Raw genomic sequence first — 14,341 nt, forward strand, 5'->3', positions numbered from 1 at the left:
TTAATAAAAAAATAAAAAATTTTTAAAAAAGGTACCTAAATTTAAAAATAGATTTGTATATATTAATGTGATAAAAGAACAATATAAAAAATTATAGAAAATATATATAGATATTAAATGGATTTAGGAGGTTTACAATGAAAAGTATAGTTGCGATATTATCGTTAGCCGTTATAACGGGTATGGGAACAATTGGATTATTATTAGGAGGCAATGCTATAGCACAAAAAATAGATACTAAAAATCAATATATAGCAGGAATAGAAAGAGGAATAGACTCGATTTTAACAGGAAAATATGATGATAATTGGAATTATGATGTAGAGCAAAAGTATGGAGAGAACTGGGAAGAAGAATTAAATAATAAATATGGAGATAATTTGAGTGAAAGTAATGAATATGAAGTAGAAAATATTACACCAGAAAATTTAGATGATGATAATTCAAATAATGATAAATATAATACTTACTACTACACAGGAGATGAAGAAGATGACGATAAAGATAATGATAAAAGTAATAAAAAATATGAAAAAAATAAAAAAAATGAACAAATAAATAGCGATGACAATAAAGATAATGAAGATAATGAAGAATATAAAGATAATGAAGAATATGAAGATAAAGATAAGGAAAAAGATGACGATAACTATAAAGATAAAGAAGAATTAGATGAACAAGATAATATATATGAAGAAAATAACAATGTGTATTTAAATGGAAAAGAGGAAACAAATGAAACTCATACAAATAATGGAGAAGATATTTTAAATGGTGAAATTCCTGATAACATAGATGGAAATTTAAGCGATGATAAATTTGATAATAATACAGAAGATGTAAATGGCATTGATAAAAATTATGATTATGATAAAGATTTACAAGAAAATAGTATGGATATAGGATATTATTTAGTAAAAAATCAATAGTATAAATCATGATATTTTTAATTTTGATATATAAAAATTTCTAAAATTCATTTAAAATATAGTATTGAGTAGAAAAACAACTAAAAAGGAGTAAGACATATTTTATGGATTTTAAGAATAAAGATTTTCAAAATATAGATATAAATAAATTCATACATGATAATATGCCCTTTATCATAAAAACTATAAGTGAAGTAACTGGAAAATATGTTTGTCTAGATAATGATGAAGAAATAAGTATAGCTTTATTAGCTTTTAATGAGGCAATAGAGAAGTATGATGAGGCTAGGGGCAATTTTTTTACATATGCAAAGATAGTTATAAAAAGTAGACTAGTAAATTACTTAGTAAAAGAAAATAAAAATAATGAAACTAAATCTCTAGAAAAATTACAAGAAGAAGGTATAGACTTTAGTGAGGAGCTAGTAAATCCTATAGAAGATAAAACAGCTCTAGTAAAAGAAATGAATGAATTAAAAGTACATATAAATGAATTTGGATTTAGTTTAGAAGATTTAGTAGATGAATCTCCAAAGCACATAGATACAAGAGAAAGAGCCATAAGCCTATCTAAAAAAATAAATGAAGACGAACCTATAAAAGAATTTATGTACATAAAAAAAAGATTACCTATAAAAAAAATATCTCTTAAATATGTTGTAAGTGAAAAAATAATAAAAGGTAGCAAAAAGTTTATCATAACAGTTGTCATAGTTTTTGATAAGAATTTTAGAAATTTAAAACTATGGATAAGAAAGCAGGTGTAATAGATGTACTTTAAGGGAATTGTTATGGAAGTTAAGGACACTTATTCCATAGTTATGAAAGATGATGCTACTATGGCAAGAATTAAAAATAAAGAAGATATAAAAGAAGGAGACACGATCATTTTCTTAGAAGATGATATATATAATGAAGAAGTTAAAAATATTAAATCTTTCAATAGATATATAACTCCGTTTATAGCTGCAGCTGCAATACTAATAATGATCATAATACCTATGACAAGTAAACCAAGTACATATGCAGTTGTTTCGTTAGATATAAATCCAAGTATTCAATTAAACATTGGCAAAAACAAGGAAATATTAAAAGCTACAGGAATGAATGAAGATGCAAGAAGATTAGAATTAGATAAAGTTGATGGTATGGACTTAGATGACGGGTTAAAAGAAATTAAAAATATATTAGAAAAAGCAAACTATAATTTACAAGGGGATTCAATGTTAGTTGGATTTGCACAAGTAAAGGATAGTAAAAATAGTAAATATGATAAAGAAATTAAAAATGCTATAGATAAGAATTTTGAAGGAATGGATATAGTTTATTTAGATGCTAATAAGAAAGATTTAGAAGAAGCTAATAAGAAAGGAATAAGTTTAGGTAGATATTTAGCAGAGATTAAAATTGGAAATAAGCTAGATTATAATATAGAAAAAATTAGTGTTGAAAAAATATTTACTCTAATGAATGGTGAGGACGAAACTGATAAAGAAAAAGAAGTTGAATCTGAAATAAAAACTGATAGTAGTGATGATATAGATGTAGATTATTACCAAAATCAAGAAAATAAATTAGAGAATGATATAAATCCAATTGAAGTAGAGGGTTCAAGAAGTGAAACAAATGAAAATAATGGAAACCACTACGGGCAAGACGAAAGTTTTCAAAATAACGGAAATCACTATGGACAAGATGAAAGCTTTGAAAATAATGGAAACCATTATGGACAAAATGGAAATCCAGGGAATAATGGGAATAACAATAATCAAGTGGGTAATCAAGTAAATAATGGAAATCATAATGGATATGATGACATAGATGATAACAAAAATCCTGGAGACACAGATGAAGATAAGGATGACGATAAAATAGATATAGATGATAACAAAAATCCTGGAGACACAGATGAAGATAAGGATGATGATGAAACAGATATAGATGATAACAAAAATCCTGGAGATACAGATGAAGACAAGGATGACGATAAAACAGATATAGATGATAACAAAAATCCTGGAGACATAGATGAAGATAAGGATGACGATAAAACAGATATAGATGATAACAAAAATCCTGGAGACATAGATGAAGATAAGGATGATGAAACAGATATAGGTGATAATAAAAATCCTGGAGACATAGATGAAGATAAGGATGACGATAAAACAGATATAGATGGAAATACAAATCCTGGTGGCACAGATGAAGACAAGGATGACAATAACCATGATCATTGTGGTTGTGATGGTGATAATAAAGGTGATGTTATAATAGTAATAGTACCTAAAAAATAATTTTAAAATAAAGGATACTTAAGATTTAAAGTTTAAGTATCTTTTATTTTTTAGAATTAGTATAAATATCTTACAAAAATGTTACTACAAAAACAAAAACATATGATGTATACTAGTTCTATTAAGAAAGGTGATGATAGAATGAAAAAACTATTATGTTTATTATTAGTAGTTTTGACAATGGGAACTATGTATTATTTTTCAAGTCAAGAAGGAGATGTATCTAAGGGGCAATCAGATACAGCAGTTAGCGTAATAGATAAAGTAAGAGATGAAGTTACTTTAAAAGACCATAGACTTATAAGTGTGAAAGATAAGGTTTTTAATTTACTTAAAAACTATGGAGATAAAGGATATATAATTAGAAAAATAGCACATTTTAGTATATATGCATTAATAGGAGCATCTATATGTTTATTTATATATGTTCTTAGTAAAAGAATATATATATCAAGTGTAGTAGCATTGATTTTAAGTATAACTTATGCATATTATGATGAAATGAGGCAATTATCAGTAGCTGGTAGAGTAGGAAGTATAAAAGATGTTTTGATAGATTCTTCAGGAGCTTTTACTGGAATTTGCATAATATTTTTTATAGTTATTACATTTAAAGGAATAAGAGGATTTTTTAACTTTGTATTTAAAAGAAATAAAGATATAGACGAATTGGATGAATTTGAAGAAGTAGAAGAAAATTAAAAAAACATCTCAAAATATTTAACTATTTTGAGATGTTTTTTTTGCTAAAGATTATATAAAATCGACCGTATAAATCAAATAAATTAAAATTAAAATTAAAGGGAGATTTATATGAAAAATTTAAAAATAAGCAGAAAGTTAGTTATATGTTTTGCTGTAGTATTAATATTTTCAGCTATATCTAGTGGTAATACACTAAATAGCCTAAAGGAATCAGGCAAATTAAGTCATAGCTTATTTACAGGACCTTATGAGTCTACAAGCCAAGCTATGGGAATTTATAGAGAATTAACTTCTATTGACCAAAATATAGCATATTCAGTTTTAGCTAAAAATCCATCAGATAATAGTTATGAAACTACTATTGAGAATAATTTTAAAAGTATTGATGAAAGAATAGATGTACTTAAAAAAGATTCACATATAGATAAATCTTTAATTGATAAAATAGAAGCATCTATGGATAACTTAAATAAAGAGTACCAAAAAGTATTTTCATTAGTAAAACAAGGTCAATATGATAAAGCAAATGAGATGCTAATAGACGAAAGTAAAGCTTATTATCAAGCTTATAGCATTTGTGTAGATAATTCGAAAGCACTTTATGAAGATGCACAGCAACAAGGTATAAAATTTGATGAAGGAGTAAGTTCTAACATATCAAAATCTTATATTGTATCTTTAGTAATGAATTTATTAAGTTTAATATTAGGAATAATTATATGTATATATATTACAAAGAGTCTTAAAAAACCAATTGAAGAAATAGAAGAAGCATCAAATAAAATGGCTGATGGAGATTTTGATATAGAAATTGAATATGAATCAAAAGATGAACTAGGAACTTTATCAGAAAGTATGCGTCAAATGAGCCATAGAGTAAAAGAGATAATAGATGATACAGTTAGAGTATTAGGAGAAGTTTCTTCAGGAAACTTTGATGTAGAACCAGAAGTTACATACTTAGGAGTATTTAAAAATATTGAAGATTCAATGGTTACAATAACTAAAGACTTAAGTGATACGATGACTCAAATAAATTTAGCGGCAGAAGAAGTAGAAGCTGCATCAAATCAAGTATCAAGTGGGTCGCAAATGTTAGCACAAGGTGCTACTGAACAAGCAAGCTCAGTTGAAGAATTATCATCAACTATTAATGATATATCAGATAAGATAAAAGAAACTGCAATTAATGCAAAAGAAGCTAATGATTTATCAAGAAGTGCAAGTAGTCAAGTAGAAGAAGGTAACAAACAAATGAAACAAATGGTAGCTGCTATGGAAGAAATATCAGTTACATCAAATGAAATAGGAAGAATAATAAAGACAATAGATGACATAGCATTCCAAACAAATATATTAGCCCTTAATGCAGCAGTAGAAGCAGCAAGAGCAGGAGAAGCTGGTAAAGGATTTGCGGTTGTAGCAGACGAGGTAAGAAACCTAGCTGCAAAATCAGCAGAAGCAGCTAAAAACACAGCTACACTTATAGAAAGTTCAATATTATCAGTTGATAAAGGAACTGAAATAGTTGATAATACAGCAGTAGCACTTAACACTATAATCGATACTACAAGTAAAACTGCTGCATTAGTTGATATAATAGCTAAAACTTCTGAAGAAGAAGCAGTTGCAATAGAACAAGTTACATTAGGAGTAGAACAAATATCAAGTGTAGTTCAAACAAATTCAGCTACATCAGAAGAAAGTGCAGCAGCTAGTCAAGAATTAAGTGGACAAGCACATATGTTAAAAACTCTTATGGACAACTTTAAATTAAAAAATGATAACAAATGTGGTAAGTATATAGATTTTAATGATTTAATGTAAAACTAAATAAATTAAATAAATAAAAATGACTTTTGTATTTTACAAGAGTCATTTTTATATTGGGTAAAGTAAAAAAATTTGAGCATAGAAATGTTTTCCCTAGAAAAATGAAGATATCTTTACAAAAAAGCTGAATTTTAGTGCTAAAAAAACCTATCTTAGTCCAAATTAAACAAAATCAAATTAAATTATGATAATATATCAAATAGTTAAAAAATAACTATTTAACATAAATAATCTATCATAAAGATTATAAAGACTTAGACAAAGTAAAATTGTGGTAAAAATTTTACTCATATAGATTTTATAAAATTAAAACGTTTCAAATAATATAGCTATATAAAAAAAATTACGTAATTAAATTTAAAACAAAGCATAAAAATAGACATTAAATTATAGGGAGAGAAGAAATATGAATTTTAAAAACTTAAAGATAGGTAAGAAGTTAAGTCTAGCTTTCATTATAATGCTTGTATTTACGCTTTTTACAAATATTTACACAATATCTAATTTAAGAAAATCAGAAAAACTAAACACAGAATTATTCGAAGGTCCTTATCAATCAACATCAGAATCTATGGGAGTTCGTAGAGATGTTGTTTCTATAGGAAGAAACATAGGAAATGCTATGTTAGAGCAAAATCCAGCAAAATACAAACCTGTAATATTAAAGGATTTTGACAGCTTAGAAAAAAGAGTAGAAATTCTTTATAAGGCATCTTCAAGTGAAGAAGCAATAATAAAAGAACTTGAAACTGCTATAGATGAATTAAAAGAAGAGTTTATAGTAATTTATGATGTACTGGAAAAAGGTGATTATAAAGCAGCAGCACAAATGACAGGAGATGGAAGTAAAGCAGCAATTGCATATGAAAGGTGCGCTCAAACTTCAATAAAACTTAATGAAGATGAAGAAGTTAGAGGAACTGAATTTAATCAAGGAATAGGAAAAACTGTAAAACATGGAACAATAGTATCTATAGTTATATGCTCAATAAATATAATATGTGGAATATTCATATGTATATTTATAACAAGAAGTTTAACTAATCCGATTAAAGAAATAGAAGAAGCATCTAATCAAATGGCTGGTGGAGATTTTGATATTGATATAGAATATGAGTCAAATGATGAATTAGGCTCACTATCAGATAGTATGCGTCAAATGAGTTATAGAGTGAAAGAAATGGTAGAGGATACAGTTAGAGTATTAGAGGATGTTGCTTCAGGAAACTTTGATGTAGAACCAGAAGTTACATATTTAGGAGTATTTAAAAATATTGAAGACTCAATGGTTACAATAACTAAAGATTTAAGTGATACAATGACTCAAATAAACTTAGCAGCAGAAGAAGTAGAAGCTGCATCAAATCAAGTATCAAGTGGATCACAAATGTTAGCACAAGGTGCTACTGAACAAGCAAGCTCAGTTGAAGAATTATCTGTAACTATTAATGATATATCAGAAAAGATACAAGATACAGCAATTAATGCAAAAGAAGCTAATGAATTATCAACAAGTGCAGGTATACAAATAAAAGAAGGCAATGAGCAAATGAAACAAATGATAGCCGCTATGGAAGAAATATCGGTTACATCAAATGAAATAGGAAGAATTATAAAAACTATAGATGATATAGCGTTCCAAACAAATATATTAGCACTTAATGCAGCTGTAGAAGCAGCAAGAGCGGGAGATGCTGGTAAAGGATTTGCAGTTGTAGCAGATGAAGTAAGAAACTTAGCTGCAAAATCAGCAGAAGCAGCGAAAAATACAGCTACTCTTATTGAAAATTCAATAGAATCAGTTGATAGAGGAACAGAGATAGTTGATAATACTGCAAAAGCGCTACAAAGCATAATTGATACTACAAATAGAACAGCTACATTAGTAGACTCAATAGCTAAGGCATCTGAAGAAGAAGCAGTTGCAATAGCACAAGTTACATCAGGAGTAGAACAAATATCAAGTGTAGTTCAAACAAATTCAGCTACATCAGAAGAAAGTGCAGCAGCTAGTCAAGAGCTAAGCGGACAATCTCACATGCTAAAAACACTTATGGATAACTTTAAGTTAAAAGGTGATAATAACTGCGGGAAGTATATAGATTTTGACAATTTAGATTTAAACTAATTAAAAATAACTGTCTTAAATTAATTTAAGGCAGTTATTTCTTTATTATGAGGCTTTATAAGTTTTATTATTAAATTGAGATATAAATCCTTTAGGCATTTTACTTAAGAAGTAAACAACCATAATACAAGATAAAGGTTTATCGATTATATTAGTAAGTATTCTAGGTATAAATGCAGCTGTAAATATTTTTTGACCAGATTGAACTAAAAATCCAATTAAAAAGTCAGCACCACTTCCGCTTAATCCCCCGAATAATAATACAGAAATAGGAGTTCCAATTAAAGGACAAACTACAGCTAATAATAACCCTGTAAAGAAAGCTTGTTTATAACCGAATCCTTTTTTCTTAGCAACAAATCCAACTATAAGTCCAAGAACAATATTAACTAAAGCAAAAGGTATGTTAGTAGGTCCTGATATTACTCCTAAAACTAAGTTTGTACAACCACCGATAAGTGCACCCCAAAATGGACCTAAAACAACAGCACCTAGAATAGTTCCAACTGTATCTAAAAATAGAAATGGGATATTCAACATAGCGACAAACATACCAAATACTACATTTACAACTATACACATAGAACCAAAAGTTACTTTTTTAGTATTCATAAAAATTTTCCCCCTGAATTAATTATTTCAAATATTATACTAATACAAAATTCGAAATAATTGAAATAGAAAAAATATATAGACAAATACTTTCATATAGTAAAAATCTATAATAGAAAAATGAAGTAATATGATAATATAAGTATGTTAATTGGAGAAAGGGGATAGCTTATGTATAGAAATAGGAAAATAGTAGTGGTTTGTCACTGTTTATTAAACTGTAATTCAAAAGTAGAGGGACTATCAATATTTAAAGGGGCTCATGATATATCAAAACAACTAATAAATAATGATTATGGAATAATTCAACTTCCTTGTCCTGAAATGATAATGTATGGAATAAAAAGATGGGGACATGTAAAAGATCAATTTGATAATTTATTTTTTAGAAATCAATGCAAAATTATGTTAGAGCCTTATATAAAGCAGTTTTGTAATTATATTGAAAATGGATATGAAATAAAAGGGATTATAGCTGTGGACGGAAGTCCTAGTTGTGGATATAACTTAACGTGCATATCAAAGGAATGGTTTGGAGAAATAAGTGGATGTAAAAACTTAGATGAAAAAATAAATACACTAAAAATGGTAAATGATAAAGGCGTATTTATAGAAGAGTTAGAAAAATTATTAATAGAACATGATCTAAAAATTCCTATAATAGGATTAGATGAAAATATAAAAGACAATACAAATATAATAAACAAATTAAAATAGGGACAGATAATCTATCCCTATTTTTATATTATTAAATTTATTTACATTATAGTATAAAGTCAGATATAACTTTTGCTACACCATGATTATTATTAGTTTCAGTAACATGATTTGCAATTTCTTTTATACTATCTCTAGCATTACCCATAGCAACTCCAAGACCTGCAAATTCTATCATATGTCTGTCGTTTTCTTCATCACCTACAGCGATAACTTCAGATGGGTCTATTCCTAATTTATCACATAAAGCTTGTAGCCCTGAACCTTTATTTACTTTCTTATTTAAAAACTCTAAGAAAAATGGAGCAGAACGTACTATAGTATATTTATCGTGAAACTCCTTAGGTATTTTAGGTATAATATCTTCAATAACCTCTGGCTCATCTACTAGCATAACCTTACAATAAGTTAAATCAGAATTTATATCAGATTCTTCCATGCAAATTACAGGTATATTATTTAAAGTAGATTCATGGACACTGTATTTTGGAACTTCCTTGTATGGAACAACAAGAGAGTCTGGAGTATTTATATGAATTTTAATATCATGCTTTTTAGCTAATTCATTATATATATAATCAAAATCTTCATGAGTCATTTCTATATTAGAAATAACATCTTGAGAAGTAATTTCTTGAACAAGTCCCCCGTTAAAAGTAACTACATAGTTTTCCTCATCATTAAGCTTTAAATCTTTTAATAAAGTTTGAACACCAGGTAATGGTCTTCCTGTAGATAAAACTACCTTAACACCCTTTTGTTTTGCGTTTTGTATTGCATCAAAAACTTCCTGAGTAACCTCTTTTTTACTATTAAGTAAAGTACCGTCTATGTCTAAAGCGATTAGTTTATACATTAAGTTCCTCCCAATATTTTTATTTATTTTATTAAATACAGTTTATATTATATAAGAAATTATATCAATAGATACACATTAGCAATGCCTAGAAATAAAAGGGAGGGGCTTTAATTGACTTTAAATATCTACTATAGTAAAGTATGAGTTAAAGACAAATTTAGAAAAAATTTACAATTAGAAAACTGTTATTTTACTAAAAATTACATAAAATAATAATTATTAAGATAACCTAATAAAATATTAAACTAAAATGATAGGAGTGATTAAATGAAGTTTAATGATTTTAAATACAAAAGACCTGATTACGATAGTATAAAAGTAGAGTTTAAAGATTTAGTAAAGGCTATGAAGGATAGTCAAACTTACGAAGAACTTAGAAGCAATATTGATAAAATCAATAAAATTAGAAATCATATAGAATCTATGTCTACATTAGTATCAATAAGATATAGTATAAATACACAAGATGAATTTTATGAAAAAGAAAAAGAATACTGGGATGAATTTGGACCTCATTATGAAGAGTTAAACTCATTATTTTATAAAGCTATAGTAGATTCTAAATTTAAAGAAGAACTTACTAGAGATTTAGGTAAACAATTTATGGCTATAGCTGATTATTCACTACAAGCATTCTCTAAGGAAATAATATCTGAATTACAAGAAGAAAATAAATTAGCATCAGAATATACTAAGCTTTTAGCATCAGCTAAGATAGAATTTGATGGTAAAGAAAGAAATCTTTCTGGTCTTGGACCATATATGACTTCTCAATTTAGAGATGAAAGAGAAAAAGCATCTAAAGCTTATTATAATTTCTTTGAAGAAAATGAAGAAAAATTTGATGAACTATTTGATAAATTAGTTAAAGTAAGACATAAAATGGCTAAGAAATTAGATTTTGATAACTTTGTACAATTAGGATACATAAGAATGCTTAGAACTGACTACAATGCTGATATGGTATCTAAATTTAGAGATCAAGTTATTAAGTATATAGTGCCAGTTGCAAGCAAGTTATTTGAAAGACAAAGAGATAGATTAGGCCTTCAAAAGTTAAAATACTTTGATGAAAGCTTTGAATTTAATAGTGGAAATGCAGCTCCTAAAGGAGATTCTAAGTTTATAATGAATAATGGTAGATTAATGTATTCTGAGTTATCAAATGAAACAGATGAATTCTTTAAATATATGTTAGATCATGAATTAATGGACTTAGAAACTAAAAAAGGAAAAGGTGCAGGTGGATATTGTACATATATACCAGATTACAAAGCTCCTTTTATATTCTCAAACTTTAACTCAACAGCAGATGATATAGATGTATTAACTCATGAAGCAGGACATGCCTTCCAAGTGTATATGTCTAGATGGATAGAAATACCTGATATAAACTTCCCAACATATGAAAGTTGTGAGATACATTCTATGAGTATGGAGTTTATAACTTGGCCATGGATGGAATTATTCTTTAAAGAAGATACAGATAAATATAAGTTTACTCACTTAGGTAGTGCAATTAAGTTTATACCTTATGGAGTTTTAGTTGATGAATTCCAACATATAATATATGAAAATCCAGATATGACTAAGGAAGAAAGAAAATTAGTATGGAGAGATTTAGAAAATAAATACCAACCTCATAAGGATTATGAAGGTAATGACTTCCTTGAAAGAGGAGGATGGTGGTTTAAGCAAGGCCACATATTTAAAAATCCATTCTATTATATAGATTATACTTTAGCTCAGATTTGTGCACTTCAGTTCTGGCAAAAGATGAGAGTTGATAGAGAAAAAGGATGGAGAGATTATTTAAACATATGTAAGATCGGTGGAACTAAGTCTTTCTTAGATATAGTTGATGAAGCTAATTTAATATCTCCTTTTGAAGATGGATGCGTAAGTAGTGTTATTGATAGTATAGAAAGCTATTTAAACTCTATAAAAGATAAAGAAATGTAAAAGGGTAATCCGTTTCGGCTTGTGAGAGCTGTAATGGTTGTTTCCTTCACACAAATCCTATGGGGATTTAAGTGTTACGTCAACAACCATTACAACTCTCACTTACCGCCGGAGGCGTTTACCGTAAGGTGAGGAAAGAAAGAGGATAAAAGAGATTTAAAATCTAGAGATTTTAAATCTCTTTTTATTTTTGGAATTTTATTAAAAAAAGTTAATATACTTAGAAAGGGTTTAGAATATTTTAAGTGAATTTTTTAATAGGTAAATTACTTGTAAAAAATATTTGAAAAATTCAAAATAAAAGAAGGAATATTTATTAAAAATTAGAATAAATATAAATCGTGGGAATTAACTGTACTGTATACAAAGAACTCTAGAAAACGGTTATTCCAAAGAATACAGCATTTGCAATGGTTTGACAAAAAATAAACAATTGTTACAAAAAAACTTAAAAAAATATTGAAAAAAGTATTGTATATATTTGCCAAGGTGGATATAATGTAATTAAGAAATGCAAGAAAAACAACAAAAGGGAACAGACAAAACTAAAAAATTAAACCGTTTGAAGGTTAAGGGAGACGACTTCTAATGTGGGGACATTGGAGGTGACCGAAGGGACAAACTTAGATCTATCCCAAATAGGATTTAAGTGAAATTCTCAGGTGAATGGACTTTAACTGGACGGATCTCTGAAAAAAGAAATTTTAACAGGGGACTAAGTGGGGACTTGGTCGCCTGTTTTTTAATTGGGAACTATATTTGAAAGTGAGTGTAGACTTATGCTGATAATCACTAATAATCCTACAATCAAGGAAAACGTTATAGATAAAGAAGTTTTAACGTTAGACACTGATTATATAGGAACATTAAAAAAATGTAGAGATTTAGTTCATGAGGGGTATGAGCTATTATCACATCCGCTATATGGGAGCGTAAAACCCAACGAGACACCTTATCGTACAGTCATATTGAAAAAGGGGAAATTCTTAGACGTAAACTCATTAAACTTAATAGAAGATGCAATAGAAACAGCAGAAAAATTTAAAAACAACAAAGCAACTCCTTTGTGGACTGAAAGAGTTTTAGACGATTTCAGAGTAATAGATTTTGATATAATAAGGAATACAATCCAAAGAATGCAATATGTATAAGCTTTGGTGTATATATATTAATAATAAGAAAACAGGGGGACGTAGGTTATGGAAAATGTATATGATATAGTCATAATCGGTTGTGGACCTGCAGGGCTTGCAGCTGGTCTTTATGGAGCAAGAGCTAAAATGAAGACTTTAATACTTGAAAAAGACAAAACTGGTGGACAAATAGTTATAACTCATGAAGTTGCTAACTACCCAGGATCTGTTGAAAATGCAACTGGACCAAGCTTAATAGCAAGAATGGTTGAGCAATGTAAAGAATTTGGTGCTGAAATAGCAAGAGATGAAATATTAGAAACTGAATTAGATGGAAACATAAAAGTATTAAAGGGTCAAAAAGGCGAGTATAGAGCTAAAACTGTTATAATAGCTACTGGAGCTACTCCAAAGAAAATAGGATGCCCAGGAGAAAGAGAATTAACAGGTAAAGGAGTTTCTTACTGTGCTACATGTGACGCTGACTTCTTCGAAGATTTCGAAGTATTCGTAGTTGGTGGAGGAGACAGTGCAATAGAAGAAGCAATGTACTTAACTAAGTTTGCTAGAAAAGTTACTATAGTACATAGAAGACAAGGATTTAGATGTGCTAAATCAATATTAGAAAAAGCTCAAAAGAATGAGAAAGTAGATTTCTTATTAGATACAGTTATAGAAGAAATAAAAGGTGATGGATTAGTTGAATCTGTAGTATTTAAAAATACTCAAACTGGTGAAACTAGTGAATTCTTCGCTGATGAAGAAGATGGAACTTTTGGAATATTCGTATTCGTAGGTTTCGATTCTCAAACTAAGTTATTCGAAGGTAAAGTAGACATGGATGATCGTGGATACATAAAAACTGATGATAACATGCTAACAAATATACCAGGTGTATTTGCAGCAGGGGATTGTAGAGTTAAATCTTTAAGACAAGTTGTTACTGCAACTGCTGATGGAGCAATAGCTGCTGTTACAGCTGAAAAATATATAGAAGCAAACTTCGAAGAAGAAGCTGCTAAGTGCTAAGGTACGTTTACTAAGGTTATCGGGGGATGATGTTTAAGTAGCTTAAACATTACTTAGGACGGTACTTTTAAAATAATAATAGCTAATAATATATTTCAAATATATTAAAATATAAAAAATCCAATAAGGGGGATTCT

At 28.2% G+C, this 14,341-nt stretch carries 12 protein-coding genes and 1 riboswitch; of the genes, 10 read left to right on the top strand and 2 right to left on the bottom strand.

The annotated features are described in order from the left end of the window. The first annotated feature begins 137 nt into the window (after positions 1–137). The 6 genes from ACEXNK_RS07505 (at position 138) to ACEXNK_RS07530 (ending at position 7,892) form a co-directional block, all read left to right on the top strand. Positions 138–929, top strand: coding sequence for a hypothetical protein (locus tag ACEXNK_RS07505; RefSeq protein WP_373598270.1), 792 nt, complete (start codon positions 138–140; stop codon positions 927–929). Positions 930–1,033: 104 nt separating this feature from the next. Next, entirely contained in the window at positions 1,034–1,696 is a 663-nt protein-coding gene (locus ACEXNK_RS07510; protein ID WP_373598269.1) for an RNA polymerase subunit sigma, read from the top strand. 3 nt (positions 1,697–1,699) lie between these two features. Beyond that, positions 1,700–3,226, top strand: a complete 1,527-nt coding sequence (locus ACEXNK_RS07515; protein WP_445013607.1) for an anti-sigma-I factor RsgI family protein — start codon at positions 1,700–1,702, stop codon at positions 3,224–3,226. A 141-nt stretch (positions 3,227–3,367) separates the two neighbouring features. Further along, positions 3,368–3,928, top strand: coding sequence for a VanZ family protein (locus ACEXNK_RS07520; protein WP_373598267.1), 561 nt, complete (start codon positions 3,368–3,370; stop codon positions 3,926–3,928). A gap of 111 nt (positions 3,929–4,039) precedes the next feature. Next, positions 4,040–5,758 (top strand): methyl-accepting chemotaxis protein, encoded by a 1,719-nt coding sequence (locus ACEXNK_RS07525; protein ID WP_373598266.1) that lies wholly within the window; start codon positions 4,040–4,042, stop codon positions 5,756–5,758. 412 nt (positions 5,759–6,170) lie between these two features. After that, positions 6,171–7,892 carry a methyl-accepting chemotaxis protein gene (locus ACEXNK_RS07530; RefSeq protein ID WP_373598265.1) on the top strand — a complete coding sequence of 574 codons (1,722 nt, stop codon included), beginning with the start codon at positions 6,171–6,173 and terminating at the stop codon, positions 7,890–7,892. Positions 7,893–7,937: 45 nt separating this feature from the next. On the opposite strand, the gene ACEXNK_RS07535 is transcribed toward ACEXNK_RS07530, so the two are convergent. Further along, positions 7,938–8,504, bottom strand: a complete 567-nt coding sequence (locus tag ACEXNK_RS07535; RefSeq protein WP_373598264.1) for a CD3073 family putative ECF transporter S component — start codon at positions 8,502–8,504, stop codon at positions 7,938–7,940. Positions 8,505–8,675: 171 nt separating this feature from the next. On the opposite strand from ACEXNK_RS07535, the gene ACEXNK_RS07540 reads away from it, so the two are divergent. After that, positions 8,676–9,221, top strand: a complete 546-nt coding sequence (locus ACEXNK_RS07540) for a CD3072 family TudS-related putative desulfidase (RefSeq protein ID WP_373598263.1) — start codon at positions 8,676–8,678, stop codon at positions 9,219–9,221. A gap of 46 nt (positions 9,222–9,267) precedes the next feature. Here ACEXNK_RS07540 and yidA read toward each other — a convergent pair whose 3' ends face one another. After that, positions 9,268–10,077 carry a sugar-phosphatase gene (gene yidA / locus ACEXNK_RS07545; protein ID WP_373598262.1) on the bottom strand — a complete coding sequence of 270 codons (810 nt, stop codon included), beginning with the start codon at positions 10,075–10,077 and terminating at the stop codon, positions 9,268–9,270. Between the two features lie 270 nt (positions 10,078–10,347). On the opposite strand from yidA, the gene ACEXNK_RS07550 reads away from it, so the two are divergent. From ACEXNK_RS07550 to trxB, 3 genes are all read left to right on the top strand, one after another. Continuing rightward, entirely contained in the window at positions 10,348–12,042 is a 1,695-nt protein-coding gene (locus ACEXNK_RS07550; RefSeq protein ID WP_373598261.1) for a M3 family oligoendopeptidase, read from the top strand. 562 nt (positions 12,043–12,604) lie between these two features. Further along, positions 12,605–12,726, top strand: a riboswitch (glycine riboswitch). A 95-nt stretch (positions 12,727–12,821) separates the two neighbouring features. Next, positions 12,822–13,193 carry a GrdX family protein gene (locus ACEXNK_RS07555; protein WP_373601575.1) on the top strand — a complete coding sequence of 124 codons (372 nt, stop codon included), beginning with the start codon at positions 12,822–12,824 and terminating at the stop codon, positions 13,191–13,193. Positions 13,194–13,241: 48 nt separating this feature from the next. Then, positions 13,242–14,204 (top strand): thioredoxin-disulfide reductase, encoded by a 963-nt coding sequence (gene trxB / locus ACEXNK_RS07560; RefSeq protein ID WP_373598259.1) that lies wholly within the window; start codon positions 13,242–13,244, stop codon positions 14,202–14,204. Positions 14,205–14,341: the final 137 nt, after the last annotated feature.

Origin of the sequence: Paraclostridium bifermentans (assembly GCF_964259345.1) — a bacterium.
Lineage (GTDB): Bacteria > Bacillota > Clostridia > Peptostreptococcales > Peptostreptococcaceae > Paraclostridium > Paraclostridium bifermentans_B.